This window comes from Simplicispira hankyongi (assembly GCF_003570885.1).
GTDB lineage: Bacteria > Pseudomonadota > Gammaproteobacteria > Burkholderiales > Burkholderiaceae_C > Simplicispira > Simplicispira hankyongi.
In genome coordinates, this window is sequence record NZ_QXJC01000001.1 from 837,597 (window position 1) to 857,608 (window position 20,012).

Genomic DNA, 20,012 nt, shown 5'->3' on the forward strand with positions numbered 1-20,012 from the left:
ATTGGGAAGGCGAGGTGGGGCGCGCAGCATGATGCCAGAGCATTTCGTGGTGCACTTGCAACAAATCGGCGCAAAACGCGTTTCTTGCCATCCTCGCATGAAGGGTCTGGTTTTGGAGCTATTAAACTTGTAGCAAATTCGGTTCAGCGCTATATTGGCCTATCCGCCCGGCAGGCGCTGACCCGGCACCGAACCAAGGCCCTAACCACCGCGAGGAGAAAGCCGCATGAGCTCAAAGGAAAACGTCGCCATCAACCAGTTGTTCGAACGGCTTGAATGCCGTTACGCCCTGCGCGTACTCTGGGCACTGCGCGACGGCCACCCGCAAACCTTCCGCCTGCTGCAAGACAGCGTAGGCGGCATCACGCCCAATACCCTGAACACCCGCATCAAGGAAATGCGCGAAGCGGGTTTTCTGGACCACGGCAGCGACGGCTATATTGTCACGCCGTCGGGCGCCGACTTGCTCAAGCGCCTCTCCGACGTGCAGGCCTTCGCCAACCGCTGGGTGGCTGGGCGCAACAAGAAGTGACGCGCCATGGCGTGACGCCTGGCTTTACAAGATATTAGATGAAAATAGCGGTTAACGCTTGATACATAAGCGTTGTAAGCTATTACTTTAGAAGTATTTTCGAGAAATTTTATGGCACTCACCACCACCAGCTCCGGCTTGCAGTACGAAGACACCACCCTGGGCGAAGGCGCCGAAGCTACGAGCGGAACGCCGGTATCGGTCCACTACACGGGTTGGCTCTACAACGATGGCGTCCAGGGCGCAAAGTTTGATTCCAGCCGTGACCGCAACGCCCCCTTCGCCTTCAATCTGGGCGGCGGCATGGTCATCAAGGGCTGGGACGAAGGCGTGCAGGGCATGAAGGTGGGCGGCCAGCGCACACTCATTATTCCGGCCAGCCTGGGCTATGGCGCGCGCGGCGCCGGTGGCGTAATTCCGCCCAACGCCACGCTCAAGTTCGACGTCGAGCTGCTCAAGGTCGGCCACTGATTCCATTTCTCAATCAAACGATTACTTTGTCGGCTTCGCTTCGCCAGTACGCCTGTACTGTCTGCGCTTCGCCTTCGCGTACTCGATTGATTGAGAAACCGAATCAACAGTTCACATTTCTGTTTTGGGCTGCGGGCGCAACGGCGCCGGCCGGGTCATCCAGCTCACGACGATGGCCGCTATCAACCCGGCCGGCACCCCGAATACGCCAGCCGATACCGGCTGAATGCCCCACCATAGACCATCGGCCAGCAGCCAGGCGGGCAAGTTCACCTGAAGGACCGGCACGTGGGACAGCAGGTAGTACGCGGCAATGCCCAAGCCGCTGAGCATGCCGGCAACGGCACCCTGGCGTGTGGTGCCGCGCCAAAAAATACCCAGCACCATCACGGGCACAAAGGCCGAGGCTGCCAGGGAAAACGAGGCCGAGACCAGCGGCAGAATGTCTGCCGGCTTGAGCGCAGCGATGAAGGCCGCCGTCAGCGCCACGGCCAGCAACGCGAACTTGCTGAGAATCACGCGCTGCTCGGGCGAGGACTTGTTCGGCCGCTCGCGGAAGTACAGGTCGCGCACCAAAGCATTGCTGATGGTCAGCAGCAAACCGTCTGCCGTGGAGAGCGCCGCCGCGAGCCCGCCTGCGGCCACCAGGCCCGACACCACATACGGCAGACCGCCGAGTTCGGGCGTTGCCAACATGATCAGATCGGCACCCAGCCGAATTTCACCAAACTGCACAATACCGTCGCCGTTCATGTCCTCGACCGACAGCAGCGAAGCGTCCACCCGCGTCCATTGCGCCATCCAGTTGGGCAGCGCATCGAAATGGCTGCCCACCAAATTGTTCATGACCTCGAATTTCACCAGCACGGCCAGTGCGGGCGCGCTGAGGTACAGGAGTGACACGAAAAACAGCGTCCAGGCGACAGAGCTGCGTGCTCCGGCCACCGTGGGCGAGGTGTAGTAGCGCGTGAGCAGATGCGGCAGGCCGGCCGTTCCGACCATCAGGCAGAACATCAGCGCCAGAAAATTGCGCCGCGAATTGGTGAAGGCCGCCTGCATTTGCGGCGAACCGTTCGGGTCGCCGGCATAGGGCTGGGCATGTGGCGGCAGACCGCCCAGCGGCAGTGCGCGGGCATAGTTTTCCCGCATCTGCCGCTCCCACAGCAGACGGGCCGCTGCGGCATCGCGCGGCAGGGCGGCCAGTTCCCGGCTGGCCGCAACGATGAGGCCGACGTCGGCATTTTGCGCACGCAGGCGGTGTATCCGCTCCTGCAGGTCTGTGCGTTCATCCTCCAACGCCTTGTCCACATTGCCCAGGCGCGCTTCGTATTCCTGGGCGCGGTGCAGATACGCTTGCACCACTTGCTGCTCCAGGGGCGAAGCGAGCAGCCCGGCCTCCAGATCGGCGATCTTGCCAATCTGCTTGCCGTACACCACCAGCGCAACCGGATTGCCAAGCTGCTTGTACGCCAGCCAGGACACCGGGATCAGGAACGCCAGCAGCAGCATCACGTACTGCGCCACTTGCGTCCAGGTGATGGCGCGCATGCCGCCCAGGAATGAGCACAGCAGCACGCCTCCCAGGCCGAGCATGATGCCGATTTCGAACTGAACGCCGGTCAGGCGCGAGGCAATCAGGCCGATGCCATAGATCTGCGCCACCACATAGGTGGACGAACACACCACGGCCGACAATGCCGCGATCACGCGCGGCCAGCGCCCACCAAAGCGTACATGGAAGAAATCGGGCACCGTGTACAGGCCCATGGCGCGCAAATGGGGTGCCACCAGGATGGCCACCAGGCAAAACCCCCCTGTCCAGCCCAGCAGGTAGGCCAAGCCTCCCGCCTGGCCTGGCGTGCCCGAGTAGCCTTGCAAATACAGCGCGCCTGAAAGACTGATGAACGACGCAGCGCTCATCCAGTCGGCCGCAGCCGCCATGCCGTTGTACATGGGCGGAATGCGCCGCCCCGCCACGTAGTACTCAAGAGGATCGGTGGTGCGGCTGTACACCCCAATTGCGGCATACACCATGACCGAGAGAAACAAAAAAATCGGTCCGATCCAGTAGCGCGAGAGGCCATGCTGCTCCGCCCAGGTCATCAGGGCGAGAAAAGCGAGCACGCCGGCCACGTAGAGCGCAAGAATTCGGTGCAAGCGCCGCGCATAGCCGCGCTCGTCGGCCGCCTGCGGGGTCAGTGGCTCAGCCAAGCTCTCGCTCCCCATCCAGCGCCTGGGCCGCGCGCGCATCTTCGCGTTCAAACCGGCTCATGGCCCAGGCATAGACCACGACGATGGCAATGAACACGAACACCGCCCCTTGCGACGCCATCCAGAAACCGACCGGCCAGTCGCCCACGGAAAACAGCAGGTCGCGCGCAAAAAAACAGACGCCAAACGAGGTAAGCGCCCACACAACGAGGAGCGCCGCCTTCAGCCGAAGGTGCCGCACATCGTGAAGATCGGGCGGAAAGGCATGCGGGGCGCCCTCTTCTCCTGGGTCGGGTGCCCCGCGTGGCGGCAGCATGGCCTCAGTGCGCTGCGGCCAGTTGCTGCCAGGTGGCGACCACGCTGTCTGGGTTCAGCGAGATCGACGAAATGCCCTCGTCGGCCAGCCACTGCGCGAAATCTGGGTGGTCGCTGGGCCCCTGGCCACAAATACCGATGTACTTGCCCTGCGCCCGGCAGGCCTTGATGGCCATGTGGATCAGCGCCTCGACGGCCTTGTCGCGCTCGTCGAAATCCTTGGCCAGCAGTTCCAGGCCCGAATCGCGGTCCAGACCCAGGGTGAGCTGCGTCAGGTCGTTGGAGCCAATCGAGAAGCCATCGAAGAAGGCGAGGAACTGCTCGGCAAGCAAGGCGTTGCTGGGTATCTCACACATCATGATGAGCTTGAGCCCATCCTTGCCACGCTGCAGTCCGTGCTGCGCCAGCAACTGCGTGACACGCTCGGCCTGGCCCAGCGTGCGCACAAAGGGCACCATCACCTGCACGTTGGTCAGGCCCATGTCGTTGCGCACGCGCTTGATCGCCTCGCATTCCATGGCGAAGGCTTCACCAAACTCGTCGCTCACATAGCGCGCGGCGCCACGGAAACCCAGCATCGGGTTTTCTTCCTCGGGCTCGTAACGGCTGCCGCCGATCAGCTTGCGGTACTCGTTGCTCTTGAAGTCGGACAGCCGCACGATGACCGGCTTGGGCCAGAAGGCAGCGGCAATCGTGGCCACTCCCTCGGCCACCTTGTCAACATAAAAGGCCCGTGGACTGGCATGGCCACGCGCCACAGATTCGACGGCTTTTTTCAGATCGGAATCGATGTTCGGGTAGTCGAGGATGGCCTTGGGGTGCACGCCGATGTTGTTGTTGATGATGAATTCGAGCCGCGCCAGGCCCACACCCTGGTTGGGCAGTTGGCAGAAGTCAAAGGCGAGCTGCGGGTTGCCCACGTTCATCATGATCTTGGTGGCAATCTCGGGCATCTCGCCACGCTGCACCTCGGTGACTTCAGTTTCCAGCAGGCCGTCGTAGATGTGGCCGGTATCGCCCTCGGCGCAACTCACGGTCACCAGGGTGCCGTCCTTGAGCCGCTCGGTGGCATCCCCGCAGCCCACCACGGCCGGAATGCCCAGCTCGCGCGCAATGATGGCGGCGTGGCAGGTACGCCCACCACGGTTGGTGACGATGGCCGAGGCACGCTTCATCACCGGCTCCCAGTTCGGGTCGGTCATGTCGGTGACCAGTATGTCGCCGGGCTGTACCTTGTCCATCTCGCTGATGCTGTGCACCAGGCGCACCGGGCCGGTGCCGATCTTTTGCCCAATGGCACGGCCTTCGGCCAGCACGGCCCCCCTGCCCTTGAGCTTGTAGCGCATCTCGGCCTGATTGCCCGCCTGGCTCTTCACCGTCTCAGGCCGGGCCTGCAGGATGTAGAGCAGGCCGTCCTGGCCATCCTTGCCCCACTCGATGTCCATGGGGCGGCCGTAGTGCTGCTCGATCACCAAGGCGTACTGCGCGAGCTGCTCGACGTCGGCATCGGTCAGCGAATAGCGGTTGCGCTGCTCGGCCGGCACGTCGATCGTCTTGATGAGTTTGCCCTTGAGCGCGCCTTCGGCCTTTTCTTCCGCTGTGGTGAACACCATCTGAACCAGCTTGGAGCCCAGGTTGCGGCGAATCACGGCCTTGTTGCCGGCGCGCAGCATGGGCTTGTGCACATAGAACTCGTCGGGGTTCACTGCGCCCTGCACCACCGTTTCGCCCAGACCGTAGCTGCTGGTGATGAACACCACCTGGTCGAAGCCCGATTCGGTGTCGATGGTGAACATGACCCCTGCCGCGCCCAGGTCCGAACGCACCATGCGCTGTACCCCGGCCGACAGCGCCACCACGTCGTGCGCAAAACCCTTGTGCACGCGGTAGGAAATCGCCCGGTCGTTGTAGAGGCTGGCAAACACCTCTTTCATCTTGTGCAGCACCTCGTCAATGCCATGCACATTCAAGAAAGTCTCTTGCTGGCCAGCAAAAGAGGCGTCGGGCAGGTCTTCCGCCGTCGCCGACGAGCGCACCGCAAAGGTGGCATCGGCGTTGCCAGCGGAGAGCGTGGCAAACGCGTCGGTAATGGCCTTTTGCAGATCGGCCGGGAAGGGCTGGGCCTCCACCATGGCGCGAATCTCGGCGCCCGCAACCGCCAGGGCGCGCACGTCTTCGGTGTCCAGCGCCGCCAGGCGCTTGCTGATCTTGTCGGACAGGCCATCGTGCGCCAGAAACTGGCGGAAGGCGTGCGCCGTCGTGGCAAAGCCGGTGGGCACGCGCACCCCGTGCGGCAATTGCGAAATCATCTCGCCGAGGCTGGCGTTCTTGCCGCCAACGACCTCGACGTCGCTCATCCTCAGGTTTTCAAACGGTACGACCAAGGCGGTCGCGTCAAAGCGTGCAGACATGGGAGGGCTCCAGAAGTTAAAAGCGGCTCAGTGCACGCGTCGACCTGCGCGGTCGGACGGGCGACCATGCGATGCTGCGTGCGCTGTATTTGTGCTTGTGGGCGGCAGGAAGGCATGGGATGAATTCGGATAATCGGCGACATTGTAGGTCCGCCCTCCTGTCACCCTCCTGTCTAGCTTCCCATGCACACACGCACCGTCTACTTCGTCTCCGACGGAACCGGCATCACCGCCGAAACCTTTGGCAACGCGATCCTCGCGCAATTCGAGCTGACGCCCCGGCGCCTGCGCGCGCCTTTTACCGATACCGTGGACAAAGCGCACCAGGTGGTGCGGCAAATCAACCACACCGCAGACCTGGAGGGCAGCAAGCCCATCGTCTTCACCACGCTGGTCAACATGGAGGTGTTGAAAGTGCTGCAAGAAGGCTGCAAAGGCATGCTGCTGGATATGTTTGGCACCTTTGTGCATCCGCTGGAGCAGGAGCTGGCCCTGAAGTCGCACCACCGTGTCGGGCGCTTCTCGGACATCAGCCGCAGCAAGGAATACACCGACCGCATCGAGGCCATCAACTTCAGCCTGGCGCACGACGACGGCCAGAGCCACCGCGACCTGGCCGGCGCCGACGTCATCCTGGTGGGCGTGAGCCGCAGCGGCAAAACCCCCACCACGCTCTACCTGGCCATGCAGCACGGCCTCAAAGCCGCCAACTACCCGTTGATTCCCGAAGATTTCGAGCGCCACCAACTGCCGCCCGCGCTGATGCCTTACCGCAAGAAAATCTTTGGCCTGACCATCAGCCCCGAGCGCCTGTCGGAAATCCGCAGCGAGCGCCGCCCTGACTCGCGCTACGCCAGCCTGGAAAACTGCCGCATGGAAGTGCACGAGGCCGAGTCCATGATGCGCCGCTCGGGCATCCGCTGGCTTTCGACCACCACCAAGTCGATCGAGGAAATCGCCACCACCATCCTGCAGGAGCTGCAGCCGGAGCGGCTGGTGTATTGAAACGGCAGCGCGGGAGGGGCGCAGACGGTGACGAGGGGCAACGGGTGCGAGACGCGCGCTGCGGGTGTGCAGCGGCCCCAGGTAGTTTCCTGGAAAATTTTAGATAAAAATAGCCTCTGGCGCTTATCCATTAAGCGCTAAAAGCTATCGATATAAGAGCAATTTGGAGATTCCAAGGTGGCATCCTGAAACGGTGTCATCCAGAAGTCTGGCGATGAACGAGGCCTGTCCGTCAATCGGCTGTGGGGCTGGATTCGACCCGCTGGAGCTATTCTGCGTCGGTAAGGCGGTGACTCATTGCAGCGGTTGCGGTCTGTCAGCTATGGTAACGGCTTCAAATCCAGTTCTCTCAGGAAAGCGTTGTGCTTGTCCTTCGCAGCTGCAATCGCTTTTTCGATCTCCAGCAACTCACGGTGGGTGGCAGCAAGGTCAATCTCGGCCTCGCCCACTGCCGTGCTGATGTAGCGCGAGATATTCAGGTTGAAGTCGTTCTTCTCGATCTCGGCCATTTCCACCCGGCGTGAGTAGCGTGCTTCTTCCTCGCGGTACTGGTAGGTCTTGATGATCTTGGCAATGTGCTCATCCGTCAGCTGGTTCTGGCGCTTGCCCTTGGCAAAATGCTCGGCCGCGTTGATGAACAGGACATCGTCCGGCTTCTTGCACTTTTTCAGCACCAGGATGCAGACCGGAATGCCCGTGGAATAGAACAAGTTGGACGGCAAACCAATCACCGTGTCGATGTGGCCGTCCAACAATAGCTTCTTGCGAATGCGCTCTTCCGCCCCACCCCGGAACAACACCCCATGCGGCAGGATGATGGCCATCACGCCTTCGTCCTTCAGGAAGTGAAAGCCATGCAGCAAAAAGGCGAAGTCTGCCGCCGACTTGGGCGCGAGGCCGTGGCTTTTGAAGCGCACATCGTCCGCCATGGCCTCGTTGGGCTCCCAGCGGTAGCTGAACGGCGGGTTGGCCACGATGGCATCAAACGCAGGCTTCTTGGCCGGGTTCAGCTCGCGCAGCATGTCCCAGTCGTTGGTCAGCGTGTCGCCGTGGAAGATTTCAAACTCCGTGTCCTTCACCCCGTGCAGCAGCATGTTCATGCGCGCCAGGTTGTAGGTGGTGATGTTTTTCTCTTGCCCGTAAATCTTGCCAATGCCATGCGGCCCCATGCGCTTGCGCACGTTCAGCAGCAGCGAACCCGAGCCACAGGCAAAGTCCATCACGCTGTCCAGCCGTTGCCGCGCGCCCGTGCGCGGCTCCTGGCTGTCCAGCGTCACGATGGTAGAGAGGATGTCCGAGATTTGCTGCGGCGTGTAAAACTCGCCCGCCTTCTTGCCCGAGCCCGCCGCAAACTGGCCAATCAGGTACTCATACGCATCGCCCAGCGCATCCATCTCCTTGGAGAACTCCGCCAGCCCATCGGCGATCTTCTGGATGATGGAGCACAGTTTGGCATTGCGCTCCGTGTAGTTTTTGCCCAGCTTGGGCGAGGCCAAGTCAATCTCGGAGAACAAGCCCTGAAACGTGCTCTGAAACGATTCGGTTTCGATGTATTTGAAACCCGTTTGCAAGGTGTGCAGCAACTCGGCATCTTGCGTTCGGGCCATGTTGGCAATGCTGCTCCACAGGTGCTGCGGCTCAATCACGTAATGCACCTTGCGGCGCATCTGCTTTTCAAATTCGGGCACATCGTCCAGGTTGCCCTCGTACCAAAGCTGCAAGGGTGTCGATACGGAGCTGTCAATCTGGGTCGGGTAGTCGCTGCCCAACTCCTTCTTTGCTGCAGCCTCGTAGTTGTCCGACAGGTAGCGCAAAAACAGGAACGACAGCATGTAGTCGCGGAAATCGTCCGCGTCCATCGCCCCGCGCAGTTGGTCGGCAATCGCCCACAGGGTATTGCCCAGTTTCTTTTGGCTTTGTTCAGTCATGTTGTTGTTTGTGTGCAGAAGGCTCAGTGCAGCTCAGACGGCGCACCACAGCATTTTTTGAACTTCTTGCCACTGCCGCAGGGGCAGGGCTCGTTGCGGCCCAATTTGATGCTCATGCGTTGTGCCTGCTGGCGCCCTGCCACGGCGTGCCGCAGTGGAAGCCAAAACGCATGAATTTGCTGCACGCTGTGCGCAATCTCCCCCGCAAGGGCTTGGCGTTGCTCAGGGGTACGCGTCAGCGCGTCTTTATCGGGTGAAAAGTCATCTTCGCCCAGCAAACCGATAGGGCGATACCACTGCTTGCCTTGTGGGTCATTCAACAGCGCTTGCCACGCCGTGCGGTTGAGGTTGACGCCCTCAGAAAAACCATAGGCCCACATCTCTGGGTCCTCAAACTCCCCCAACTCCCCATATTGCGTCGTTCCCCACAGCGGCTCCACAAACGGCGGGCGCTGCCCAAAGCCGAAGACGATGCTGTTGAAGTGGCGCATCACCAGACTCAGCACGCGCTCCATTTGGTCGGCGTCCACACCGGGAAGCACCATGCCGCCGTCAGCCTGCCCCCAGACCTTGGGCAACCAACGGCTCGGCATTACCGTTTCCGGCCCAATGGCAATGGCATGCAGAAAGCCGTCGAGCGTATCCAAGGTCATGCTCTCTTCTTCATCCAGGTAGAGCAAAAACTGGTCTAGCTCATCCAGCTCTGCTTCAGACAGAGGCCCAATCATCATGTTGTACTTACCGCCAAGCACCGACTGCTCCAGCTTGCGCAGCAACTCTGGCGCCGCAGCCTTGGCCGCTTGCTGAGCCTGGGTCACGAAGCTCGCGATTCCTTCTTCTTCAATCGCCAAAAAGGCCGCCTCCAGCGCCGCCTTGTCGGTTTCAAACGGGTCGTCCCAAACCGTGGACGTACCGTGCCCGTCCACCACCTCCAGAATCCAGGCGCTGTCAGGGCTGCGGTAAATCTGGATGCTCAGCGTATGCCCGTCGGCGCGGTAGGTTTGCTGCAGCGGGGAGTAAATGATTTCAATGTCTTCCGCCATGGTTCACAAATCCTCGACCCGGTACTCGCTATAGCCTTCGTAGTAGTAGCTCACGTCGATGCCTTTCATGTACAGCTCGCGGTCGTTTATCTTGTCGGTCAATGCATTTTTGAGCAGGTGTTTGATTTCCAAATCCTTGACCACGCTACGCTCCATGGCCGACAAATACTCCGCCTTGTCCACTGCGTTCCAATCAATGACCTGCTGGAGTTCCTTCTTCAGTATCAAGTCCAGCCAGATGCGCGTTGCGCGTCCGTTGCCCTCTCTGAAGGGATGGGCCACATTCATTTCCACGTATTTTTCAATGATCTGATCAAAATTCAGCTGCGGCATGGCGCTGATATGCGCCAGCGCCTGCTGCAAATACATGACCGGGGCAAACCGAAAATTGCCCTTTGCCAAATTGACGTCACGCACTTGCCCCGCAAACGCATACACCTCACCAAACAGATACGCATGGATATACGCCAGCCCGGCAAAGGTGCCCACTTCCACGTGGTCGATATCACCGCTTTCAAACAACTGCTTGGCCTTTTGCTTGCTCAGTTTTTCTTCTGCCCGGTTGAGTTCAACCTGGCTTGTCAGCTGCAGTTTGTTGCCTAAGACCATGGTGTGACCTTTGCGTTAGAAGTTGATCGGGTGTGAAGCGTCATGGTTTAGAGCGATTCTTGAGGGTGTTTTCCAGTGCCTTCAAATCGGCTTCATCCTGCGCGTCCGCTGCGCGGGCTTCCTCAGCCTTGCGGCGTTGGTCAAAGTCCAGATACAGCGGCTCCAGCTTTTGCTCCATGCGGGCGTGGCTTACCATGCCTGCCCCGCTTAGCAGTGGAAAGCCGTTGGCGACGATGATCTGCCCCACGTTCTCGCGCCAAAAGCCCATGCTGGTGATGGTTTGCCGCTTGGCGCGCAGCTCTGCGGTTTCCAAGAAGATCACCACCAGCCGGTTCAGGGTGTCCACTTCGTCTTCGGTCAGGTAGTTTTTGGCCACCAGAATGTCCTGCTTACGCACCTGGGTGCCCTTCCAGGTCAGCAGGCCGAAATGCGGGTCGGCAGGGTTGGCGCGGCTCACGATGAGTTCTGCCGCCGTCTTTTGCGTTACCGCATACAACAGCAGGTTTTGCACCGTGGCAAAAAAGGTCTGCGTGGCCTCATCCGTCTTGTCGTAGTCTGCAGCCAGGGCAAACAGGTCGCGCACCTTTTGATAGAAGCGCTTTTCCGAGGCCCGAATGTCCCGGATGCGCGCCAGCATCTCGTCAAAGTAGTCCGGGCGGCCATCCGGATTCTTCAGCCGCTCGTCGTCCATCACAAAGCCCTTGACCAGGTACTCCTTGAGCACCGTGGACGCCCAGCGGCGGAACTGCACGCCACGCGGCGAGCGCACGCGGTAGCCCACGGCCAGGATGGCGTCGAGGTTATAAAGCGTGACGGGCCGCTGCACCTGGCGCGTGCCCTCGGTTTGAACTACCGAGGATTCCTCGGCAGTTGCCTCCCGACTCAGTTCGCCATCTTCATAAATGTTCTTGAGGTGCAGCCCGACGTTGTCCGCACTGACATCGAACAGCTCGGCCATTTCCCGCTGGGATAGCCAGACGGTTTGATCTTTGGCGCGCAGTTGAATCTGGCTCTTGCCATCATCTGTGGTGTAAAGAATCAAATTATTCATGGCATCTGGGGCACGGCAGCTCTGTGGGCGGGCTGTCCAAACATCTCTGGCAGCGCAAACTCATAGCGCCCCAGAAATGCTTGGAGAATTTCTTTGAACAGCTTCTTGTTGTCGTCCACCATCTCCGAAGGCTGGTAAATGTCGTACTTTCCATGGCTCAGCAAATTGAGCGCGCGGGAGAACAAATCCGCATCGTCCAGCCCGTGGATGCAGGTCGAGAAATCATCCCGCCCAAAAAAGGTGGCCGTCTTCTCCAAAATGCTACGCAGCATATTGAAGTGGTAGGTATAGAGCTTGCCGCTTTGGGCGGCCTTTTGCAGTTCGGCCAACATGGACACATGGTGGAAAAACGGTGTGTCGTCCGTCGCACGCAGCGTGTACACCGTGCCGCGTTCAGGCCGCTGCAACAGGTATTTTTTGTGCGCGTCCTTCTTCAGCTCATTGCACACCACGTTAAAGAAGAGCGAATGGTGGGAAGACACTACGGCTTTGATGGGCGCGGGCACCGAGCGTGGTGCGTTCTCCGCACCCGCAGGGCCATCAACCGCCACGGCATCTTGTCGGGTTCTGCTTTTGGCCTTGCGCAGCAGCTTGGCCAAATCGCTGGCGACTGCAATCGCGTTGTTGTCGTCCAGCGAGGTGATCGGGTCGTCAATGTAGAGGTACTTCACCCACGCATAGGCTTCCAGCCCGTCAATCACCCGCTCGCAAATGGCGATGAACAGGCACCAGATGAAGATATTCTCCTCACCACGAGATACCTTGATATGGCGCTCATCGTCACTTTTGCGGAAGCTGATGGACCACTGGTCGTAATCAATATCGAAAAGAAAATCGGCGTAGCGGCCCAGGTAGTAGCCAATCCGCTCGTCCAACGCCAAATCCTTCAGTCCCTTGAAGAATTTTGAATCTGCATTGATATGTAGCCGCCGCTCTTTGTCTTCCTCCAAGTCGTTGTCCCAAGAGAACAAGTCTTCGGTAAAAGCGTTGAAATACAACGTGTCTGGCTGGCCCTTGTTTTTGCGCTTACCCGCATCCTTGAACTCCATGGACAGCCGAGTTTTACCCGTGCCGTTGTAGGCGTAGAGCAGCACAAACTCTTGATTGCCGCTGTTGAGGTCATCGCGCAATCTAGTTGCAAGCCCCCTCAGGCTGGTGAAGCGATGAATCTTCGGTTTCTCGCTCATGCCTCAACCACCTCTGGCGGAGGGAAAAGCTTCTGCATCAGCCCTTTTTTGTGAGTCTTGAGGATTTCGAGTTCTTGAGAGGCGGTGGTGATGAGGGTGTTGAGGGCGGTGAGGCAGTCGGCTATGCGTTGTTGCTCAGCCAAACTTGGAACATGTATAGGCAGAGTCTTTAGTTCACTCGCCAGAATGTGTTTAATAGTGTTTCCGGTCGTAATCTGGAATATGGCTAATTTTCCGATTGGCGCATAAAAATACTGCCCAAAAAATTCAGAACTTAGCTTCTTCCTCGGAGTAAGAATGACTAATGCGTGGCAATTGGCGCCATCGAAATCAGGACCAACGACTGCACACTCTCCGACATGTCCTGATTGAACCATCAAGATATCACCTGTCTTGAGATGTGACTTGCGTTGCCGGTTGTGGAAGTCATTGGTAATAAAAATGAGGTTGTCGGCATCAATCATCCCCTGCTTAATATTCCGGCCTTGCAAGTATCGGACACCTTCGCTCGTCGTGTAATACGGGGTCGCTGTGCCGACAAAACCATTTCGGATAGGGTCGAAATATGCTCCAAGAGTTGTCTCCTCCCACTCCCCCGCATCCCGAAACTCAGCAAACCTCAAACGCGGTTGGGTTTCGCCTTCACGGGGGAAAAGCTGCTGCATCAGCCCTTTTTTATGGGTCTTGAGCGCATCAAATTTGCGCGCTTGCGCGGCGATCAGCTCGTCCAAGGAACTCAGGCAGTCGGCGATTTTTTGTTGTTCGGCAGGTGACGACACGGGCAAAGGCATTGCCATGAAGTCGTCACTTGAAATGGCCATTCGATCATGCCGTGCGCCTGTGCTGGATGCCTGCCGAATATAGGTGTGCCAGCCTGTCGTCTTAAAGTAATGCTCATAAAACTCGTTGCTATCGTTTTCGAACTTGAATACGGTATACAACGGCGACATGACGCCCGTTTCGATTTTATTTTTCGAAATCGGACCGACGGGTGCCGTTGTAGAAATGCGTGGGTTATAAACATAACTCCCGATCTCAACGATGAAATAGCTTTCGAGGTTTCCTTGTATAGCAATGTCTTTATCAAAGAAGTCCCGTTGATCTACCACTCCAAACTCGGCAGAGTTAGTTAATACGCGGGTAATTTTTTGATCGCGGTTTTTCTTCTTGGTGCGCCTTGCCAATTGACTCAGAGGCACTACCCGCCACCCCTCAGCCGCTAAAAAATCAGGAAATCGCAGCTTAGGCATCAGCGGTTTTGTTTGCTTATTGCTCATACGCACTCAGCCCCGAAATCTCCCGCCCCTGCGCACGCTTTTGCAGCAAGGGCACCAACTCTTTCATCAACGCCGTTTCTGCCTGCGCCCGCGCCTTCCAGCCCAAGTCCAGCGGGGCCATCAAATCACTGAGCGCCTCACCATCAAAAATCATGCGCTGCAAGATACCGTCCACAAAGGCTTGCAGCGCAGCGGGGGCCAGTTGGTGGCGGGCGGCGATGTCGGCAAGCTCGGCGCTGTCTTTTTCCTTCTTGAACTTCGTGTAGCCCTCGCGGATGGCGGCCTCGCTCAGGCCCTCGCCTACCTTCAGGGTGTGGATGTAGGCGGCGATGTCTTCGCGCTCGTTCATGAATTTGGCGTCGGACAAGATCAAGCCCAGCAGCTCCTCCTTGGTCATCTTTTGCTTGCCGCCGCCTTGCAGCCCCTGCTGTGAATAGCGGGACATGAGGCCCATGATGTAGTCGTAGTCGATCACGCTGCTGGCAAACAGCACGAATTCAAAGTCGAGCTGGTCCACCTCATCGGATGCACCGCCCTGCTCCGTGCCGCTTTGGTCGTGCTGGGCTTGTTGCGCTTTGAGGCGCTGGGCGGTTTCCAGGTAGGCACCGCGAAAGGCTTGCAGTCGCTCGGCGGGCAGGATGTGTTCGATGGCTACTGTGTTGTCTGCAGTGAGGTCGGTGTATTGGTCGAGCTGGGTTTTCAGGCGCTGCACTTCTTTGAAGTTTTGGATAAAGGCGGCGCGTGCATCGTCGCCCTTCAGGCTGTGCACGGCCTCGGGCGTGCAGGCCAGGCCCTGGCTTTGCATGAAGTCGGCCAGTTTTTGCACAGCGGCGTCCAGCTTTTGGATGACCACCGGCGCTTTGTCTACCAGCCAAATCTCCCGTGCTTGTTCGCCCGTTTTTTCGCCGGAGAACAGGGCAATGGCGGCGTCCACATTGGCTTGCTGTTGTCGAAAGTCCAGGATATTGCCGTAGGGCTTGGTGCCGTTGAGCACGCGGTTTGTGCGAGAGAACGCCTGTATCAAGCCGTGGTGCTTGAGGTTCTTGTCCACGTACAGGGTGTTGAGGTATTTGCTGTCAAACCCGGTGAGCAGCATGTCCACCACGATGGTGATGTCGATTTTTTTGGCCGCCGGGTAATCCGCATTGGGCCACTGGTGGTCTTTGATGCGCTTTTGTACGTCTTGGTAGTACAGGTCGAACTCGCCGATGCTGTGGTTTGTGTCGTAGCGGGTGTTGTAGCGGGCCAAAATGGCTTTGAGGGCGGCTTTTTTGCCTTCGGGGTCCACCTGGTTGTCTGCTTTTTCTTGGGGCAGGTCTTCTTGAATTTGCCGCACATCGGCATCACCCTCTGCCGGGGGCGAGAACACGCAGGCGATGTTGAGCGGCACAAAGGCGGGGTCTGCCGCTTGTTTGGCTTGTTGAATCTCGTCAAACAGGCGGTGGTATTCAATGGCGTCGTTGATGCTGGCGGTGGCCAGCACGGCGTTGAAGCGGCGGTGGGCAGTGGCGGTGTCGTGCTTGGCCAGTATGGCTTCGATGACGGCCTTTTTGGCCAGGGCCTCGCCGGGCTTGGGTGGATTTTTACCCTCAGGCTTGTAGTAGTCCACATGGAAGCGCAGCACGTTGGCGTCTTCAATGGCGTGGGTGATGGTGTAGGCGTGCAGTTGTTTTTGGAACAGGTCTTCCGTGGTCTTCATGGAAGCCTGCTCGTCCTCAATCTGCGTGCGGCTGGAGTTGGCTTCAAAAATGGGCGTGCCGGTAAAGCCGAACAGTTGCGCCTTGGGGAAGAACTCTTTGATGGCCTGGTGGTTGTCACCAAACTGCGAGCGGTGGCATTCGTCAAAGATAAAGACGATGCGCTTATTGGCCAGCGGTGCCAGTTGCTCTTTGTAGGTGGCCTTGCCGTCTTTCTTTTGCTGCTTGTTGCGCTTGCTGTTCTCATCCAGCGCCAGGCCCAGCTTTTGGATGGTGGTGACGATGACCTTGTCGGCGTAGTCATCCGACAGCAGGCGGCGCACCAGGGTGGCGGTATTGGTGTTTTCTTCGACGCAGCCTTCTTGAAAGCGGTTGAATTCCTCGCGGGTCTGGCGGTCCAGGTCTTTGCGGTCCACCACAAAGAGGCATTTCTCAATATCAGGGTTGTCTTTAAGCAGGGTGGACGCCTTGAAGGACGTGAGCGTTTTGCCGCTGCCCGTGGTGTGCCAGATGTAGCCGTTGCCGCTGTTTTGGTGAATGCACTCGACGATGTGCTTGACGGCATAGACCTGGTAGGGCCGCATCATCAGCAGCTTTTGCTCTGATGCCACCAGCACCATGTAGCGGCTGATGGTCTGGCCCAGGGTGCACTTGCCCAAGAAGTTGTCGGCAAACTCGTCGAGCTGGGTGATCTTGTGGTTGGCCTCGTCGGCAAACTGGTAGATGGGCAAAAACCGCTCGTCTGCATTGAACGCAAAGTGCCGGGCGTTGTTGTTGGCGAAGTAGTAGGTGCTGGTGCGGTTGCTGACGATGAAGAGCTGCAAAAAGCTCAGCAGCGTTTTGGTGTAGCCGTTGCCGGGGTCGTTTTTGTAGTCAACGATCTGCTCCATGGCCCGGCGGGGGTTGATGCCCAGGGTTTTGAGCTCCACCTGCACGCACGGCACGCCGTTGATGAGGATGAGCACGTCGTACCGGTGGTGGCTGTAGTCGGTGTTGATGCGCAGCTGGTTGACGACCTCAAAGGTGTTCTTGCACCAGTCTTTGATGTTGACCAGGGTGTAGTTCAGCGGCGTGCCGTCTTCGCGCGTGAAGGCATTGATGCTGCGCAGGGTTTTGGCGGCGGTGAAGACGTCGGGGGTGACGATTTCGTCCAGCAGGCGGGCAAATTCGCCATCGGTCAGGTGCACGCGGTTCAGGGCCTCGAACTTCTCGCGAAAGTTGCGCTCCAGCGCGGCGCGGTCGCGGATATCGGGGCGGTATTCGTACTTGAGGTTTTGGAGCTTGCCGATGAAGCCGTATTCGATCTGCTCTTCTTTGACGGCGGGGCTCGGGGCTCCTGATGGCAGATCGTAGATTGACTTGGATGAAGGCATGGGGGAGGAACGTGCGTTGGCCATAGACCGGAAGGCAATGCGGGGGCGGGTTGGTATAGATTGTGACCGTTGCCCTATGCAGTACGCCGTCCTGAATGCATCAATTGTGGGGCGAGTGGGCCCGATCAAAGAGCTTGCCGATCTCATGCAGCGTCCAGCCTTGTTTCCAGCGCTCCCACATCAGCGCCTTCTGAGTATCTGAATCGTAGATTCTTGGTCGCTGCTTCATCCGCAACACTCCTTCCGCCTAGCCGGTGGTTAGTGTGTTGCATCGACCGGTTGAATCCGCCGCCGAAACCCGTCTTCCCCTCTGCACAAGACAAAAGCCCAAAACGGCGGCGCCATTCCCCACAGCCCCGTCACTTCCAATTCAATAGCTACCAGCGCTTGCTGCATAAGCGCTAGAGCCCTATTTCACTTGAAATTCAAGCTGGCGCCGCCACCTGAATCAAGTGGCCAAAGGCCGAGAGCGTAGCCTTCGGCCCATCGCCGGCAGCCATCACGGTCTGTGGGTACGGCCCTTGCCCTGCCCTGCCCTGCCCTTCATTGCGCCGCAAGAAATCAGGCTTGTGCCACGTTGATCGTGTGCGCCGAAATGGCAGCCACCGTGTCAGGCCCGCAGCCAGCCCTTGGTCCTGGCGACATTGACGAAGGCTTGAACACCGGCGGCGATGTCGGCGTTGGCATCGGGAAAGACTTTCTCCAAGTCCTGGATGATGCCCTGGACGCTGGCTTGGCCATCGCAGCGCTTCATGATCTCGCCGGCCGTATCGTTGAGTTTGATCAGCCCCTCCGGGTACAGCAGGATGTAGGCGTTCTGGCTCTCTTCCCAGCGGAAGAAGTAGTGCGGCGCGAGGCGCGGCTGAAGCCCAAGGTTGTCGGTGGTGTCCATCATCAGGGCCCGGTAAATGCGGCGCCGGGCGGAGGCGGTTGCTGCCTTCGCCCGGACACCGCTTAGCGCACGTAGACGTAAGCAGTGACTTCAAAGCCGAGGCGGATTTCGCAGTAAGCAGGGGTTTCCCAGGTCATGACAAGTCTCCTTGGTAGCGGAACGGCAACATGCTGTTCCTTAATGGATTGTGGGTTTCGTGCCTTGCGCCCACTAGCCGCATTTCGCGAAAAGCGGCTCATGAAAATCATGAACTGCCCCGTCTTTTTCCATCGGTGTGTAGCGGCCCCAGCCGCTGACCTGCACGTCGCAGTACGCCAGCATCATGGTGTCCAGCATGGCCCACAGGATGTCGAGCTTGAACTGCAGAATCTCCAGTGCGCGTTGCTGCAATTCGCGCGTATTGAAATGCCCGAGCGTGATGCGCAGGCCATTGCAGACATCGCGCGGGGCCTCGCTCAGGCGGCGCCGAAAGTACGCATAGCCATCCGGCTCGATCCACGGGTAGTGCTGTGGCCAGAACTCCAGCCTCGACTGGTGGATGCCGGGGGCGAACAGCTCGGTCAGTGACGCCGCTGCCGCCTCCTGCCATGGCCGCTGGCGCGCGAAATTGACGTAGGCGTCGACGGCAAAGCGCACGCCGGGCAGCACCAGCCGCTGCGATACGGTGTCCGCGCGTGCCAAACCCACCGCTTCGCCAAGCCGTATCCAGGCTTCGATACCGCCCTCATCGCCCTGGCAGCCATCGTGATCGAGGATGCGCTGCACCCAGTGGCGCCGTACTTCGCGCTCTGGGCAGTTGGCCAGAATTGCCGCATCCTTGATCGGAATGTTGATCTGGTAGTAGTAGCGGTTGGCCACCCAGCCCTGAATCTGCTGCGGCTGCAGTTGCCCCCGGTGCATCATGACCTGAAACGGATGGTGGATGTGGTAGCGCCCGCCCATCGCGCGCAGGCGCTCTTCGAATTCCTGGTCGCTCCAGGCTTGCAGTGTGTTCATGGTTGGTCTCCGGTATCGATCCGCATGCCGTCCCAGGCCAGTTCGACGCCAGCACGCTTCAACGCGGCGTGTTCCAGCGAGTCTTCGTCCAGGATCGGGTTGGTGTTGTTGATGTGAATCAGCACCTTGCGCGGCTTGTCAAAGCGCGCCAGCAGCGCCAGCATGCCGCCCGGCCCCGATTGCGGCAGGTGCCCGATGGCGCGCGCCGTATGGGTCGACAGGCCGAGGCGGATCATTTCGTCATCGGTCCAGAACGTGCCGTCGAGCAGCACCCAATCGGCATCGGCAAGGTAGGGTTCCAGGTGCGGCTCCATGGCGCCGAAGCCGGGGGCGTAAAAAATTCTTTTCCCGCTCGCCGTGTCTTCGATCAGCACGCCGATGTTGTCGCCGGGGCGCGATTGCTGGCGGTAGAGCGAATACGGCGGCGCCTTGCTGACCAGCGGCACGGGTGTGAAGCGCAGGCCGCTGACGGCGGGCACGGTGAATGGCGTCGGTGGCTCCACCTGCAAGGCTTGCCAGCGGACCGTGCAAAAGTGCGACAGCACGTTGAAGACGGGGTTGCCGGTGGAGAGGTCTTCGTGCACCTGCGCGGTGCACCACACGTCGAGGGGCTTTCCTTCTCGCAACATGAAGAGGCCGGTGGTGTGGTCCACCTGGGCATCGATCAGCACCACCCCGGCGATGCCGGTATCGCGCTGGGCACGCCCCGGTTGCAGACAAGGGTTGGCGCGGATCTGGCTCAAAAGGTCGGGTGAGGCGTTGAACAGCACCCAGTCGCTGCCGTTGCTGCTGACCGCAATCGAGGACTGCGTGCGTGGCTGGGCGCGCACGCTGCCGCGCCGCACGCCGTCGCAGTTGCGGCAGTTGCAGTTCCATTGCGGGAAGCCGCCGCCGGCGGCCGATCCGAGTACCAGAAGTTTCATGGCGCCAGTGTGTGGCGGCGCTGCGGCCGCCGCATGCAGGGATTCGTGAAACCACCGTCAAGGTTTTCTGGAGCCAGGGGCATCGCCCTTG

17 protein-coding genes and 1 pseudogene are annotated in these 20,012 nt (G+C 59.4%); 3 read left to right on the top strand and 15 right to left on the bottom strand.

Annotated elements, in window-relative coordinates:
* The first annotated feature begins 226 nt into the window (after positions 1-226).
* Both D3F03_RS03755 and D3F03_RS03760 read left to right on the top strand, forming a co-directional pair.
* Positions 227-532: a winged helix-turn-helix transcriptional regulator gene (locus D3F03_RS03755; protein WP_119107986.1), complete on the top strand. Its 306-nt coding sequence runs from the start codon at positions 227-229 to the stop codon at positions 530-532.
* A gap of 111 nt (positions 533-643) precedes the next feature.
* Positions 644-1,003: an FKBP-type peptidyl-prolyl cis-trans isomerase gene (locus D3F03_RS03760; RefSeq protein WP_119107987.1), complete on the top strand. Its 360-nt coding sequence runs from the start codon at positions 644-646 to the stop codon at positions 1,001-1,003.
* A 111-nt stretch (positions 1,004-1,114) separates the two neighbouring features.
* Here D3F03_RS03760 and D3F03_RS03765 read toward each other — a convergent pair whose 3' ends face one another.
* From D3F03_RS03765 to ppsA, 3 genes are read right to left on the bottom strand one after another with little or no spacing between them, the layout of a single operon-like run.
* Complete coding sequence (locus D3F03_RS03765; protein ID WP_119107988.1) at positions 1,115-3,229, bottom strand: VC_2705 family sodium/solute symporter; 2,115 nt, start codon at positions 3,227-3,229, stop codon at positions 1,115-1,117.
* The gene (locus D3F03_RS03770; RefSeq protein ID WP_119107989.1) at positions 3,207-3,530 is read right to left on the bottom strand and encodes a DUF4212 domain-containing protein; all 324 of its coding nucleotides are present in this window, start codon (positions 3,528-3,530) and stop codon (positions 3,207-3,209) included. Before D3F03_RS03770 ends, D3F03_RS03765 begins: the two co-directional genes overlap by 23 nt.
* Positions 3,531-3,534: 4 nt before the next feature.
* Positions 3,535-5,940: a phosphoenolpyruvate synthase gene (gene ppsA / locus D3F03_RS03775; RefSeq protein WP_119107990.1), complete on the bottom strand. Its 2,406-nt coding sequence runs from the start codon at positions 5,938-5,940 to the stop codon at positions 3,535-3,537.
* A 183-nt stretch (positions 5,941-6,123) separates the two neighbouring features.
* On the opposite strand from ppsA, the gene ppsR reads away from it, so the two are divergent.
* Positions 6,124-6,945 carry a posphoenolpyruvate synthetase regulatory kinase/phosphorylase PpsR gene (ppsR, locus tag D3F03_RS03780; RefSeq protein ID WP_119107991.1) on the top strand — a complete coding sequence of 274 codons (822 nt, stop codon included), beginning with the start codon at positions 6,124-6,126 and terminating at the stop codon, positions 6,943-6,945.
* 320 nt (positions 6,946-7,265) lie between these two features.
* On the opposite strand, the gene D3F03_RS03785 is transcribed toward ppsR, so the two are convergent.
* The 12 genes and pseudogenes from D3F03_RS03785 to pqqB form a co-directional block, all read right to left on the bottom strand.
* The gene (locus tag D3F03_RS03785) at positions 7,266-8,873 is read right to left on the bottom strand and encodes a type I restriction-modification system subunit M (protein ID WP_119107992.1); all 1,608 of its coding nucleotides are present in this window, start codon (positions 8,871-8,873) and stop codon (positions 7,266-7,268) included.
* Between the two features lie 23 nt (positions 8,874-8,896).
* Positions 8,897-9,916: a UPF0149 family protein gene (locus D3F03_RS03790; RefSeq protein ID WP_147414706.1), complete on the bottom strand. Its 1,020-nt coding sequence runs from the start codon at positions 9,914-9,916 to the stop codon at positions 8,897-8,899.
* 3 nt (positions 9,917-9,919) lie between these two features.
* Positions 9,920-10,525, bottom strand: coding sequence for a protein adenylyltransferase Fic (fic, locus tag D3F03_RS03795; protein WP_119107993.1), 606 nt, complete (start codon positions 10,523-10,525; stop codon positions 9,920-9,922).
* Positions 10,526-10,565: 40 nt separating this feature from the next.
* Positions 10,566-11,576 (bottom strand): virulence RhuM family protein, encoded by a 1,011-nt coding sequence (locus D3F03_RS03800; protein WP_119107994.1) that lies wholly within the window; start codon positions 11,574-11,576, stop codon positions 10,566-10,568.
* Positions 11,573-12,763 (bottom strand): AAA family ATPase, encoded by a 1,191-nt coding sequence (locus D3F03_RS03805; protein WP_119107995.1) that lies wholly within the window; start codon positions 12,761-12,763, stop codon positions 11,573-11,575. The genes D3F03_RS03800 and D3F03_RS03805 overlap by 4 nt, the downstream gene beginning before the upstream one ends.
* A complete protein-coding gene (locus D3F03_RS03810; protein ID WP_119107996.1) occupies positions 12,760-14,040 on the bottom strand; it encodes a restriction endonuclease subunit S in 1,281 nt (426 codons plus the stop codon). Before D3F03_RS03810 ends, D3F03_RS03805 begins: the two co-directional genes overlap by 4 nt.
* Positions 14,030-17,110, bottom strand: a complete 3,081-nt coding sequence (locus D3F03_RS03815) for a type I restriction endonuclease subunit R (protein ID WP_119107997.1) — start codon at positions 17,108-17,110, stop codon at positions 14,030-14,032. Before D3F03_RS03815 ends, D3F03_RS03810 begins: the two co-directional genes overlap by 11 nt.
* 112 nt (positions 17,111-17,222) lie before the next feature.
* A pseudogene (locus D3F03_RS17375) lies at positions 17,223-17,339 on the bottom strand (IS30 family transposase); the annotation flags it as partial.
* A 381-nt stretch (positions 17,340-17,720) separates the two neighbouring features.
* Positions 17,721-18,005, bottom strand: coding sequence for a pyrroloquinoline quinone biosynthesis peptide chaperone PqqD (pqqD, locus tag D3F03_RS03825; RefSeq protein ID WP_119107998.1), 285 nt, complete (start codon positions 18,003-18,005; stop codon positions 17,721-17,723).
* A gap of 59 nt (positions 18,006-18,064) precedes the next feature.
* Complete coding sequence (gene pqqA / locus D3F03_RS17565) at positions 18,065-18,250, bottom strand: pyrroloquinoline quinone precursor peptide PqqA (RefSeq protein WP_425453069.1); 186 nt, start codon at positions 18,248-18,250, stop codon at positions 18,065-18,067.
* Positions 18,213-18,998, bottom strand: coding sequence for a pyrroloquinoline-quinone synthase PqqC (gene pqqC, locus D3F03_RS03835; RefSeq protein ID WP_119107999.1), 786 nt, complete (start codon positions 18,996-18,998; stop codon positions 18,213-18,215). Before pqqC ends, pqqA begins: the two co-directional genes overlap by 38 nt.
* Positions 18,995-19,921 (bottom strand): pyrroloquinoline quinone biosynthesis protein PqqB, encoded by a 927-nt coding sequence (gene pqqB, locus D3F03_RS03840; RefSeq protein ID WP_119108000.1) that lies wholly within the window; start codon positions 19,919-19,921, stop codon positions 18,995-18,997. Before pqqB ends, pqqC begins: the two co-directional genes overlap by 4 nt.
* Positions 19,922-20,012 lie beyond the last annotated feature (91 nt).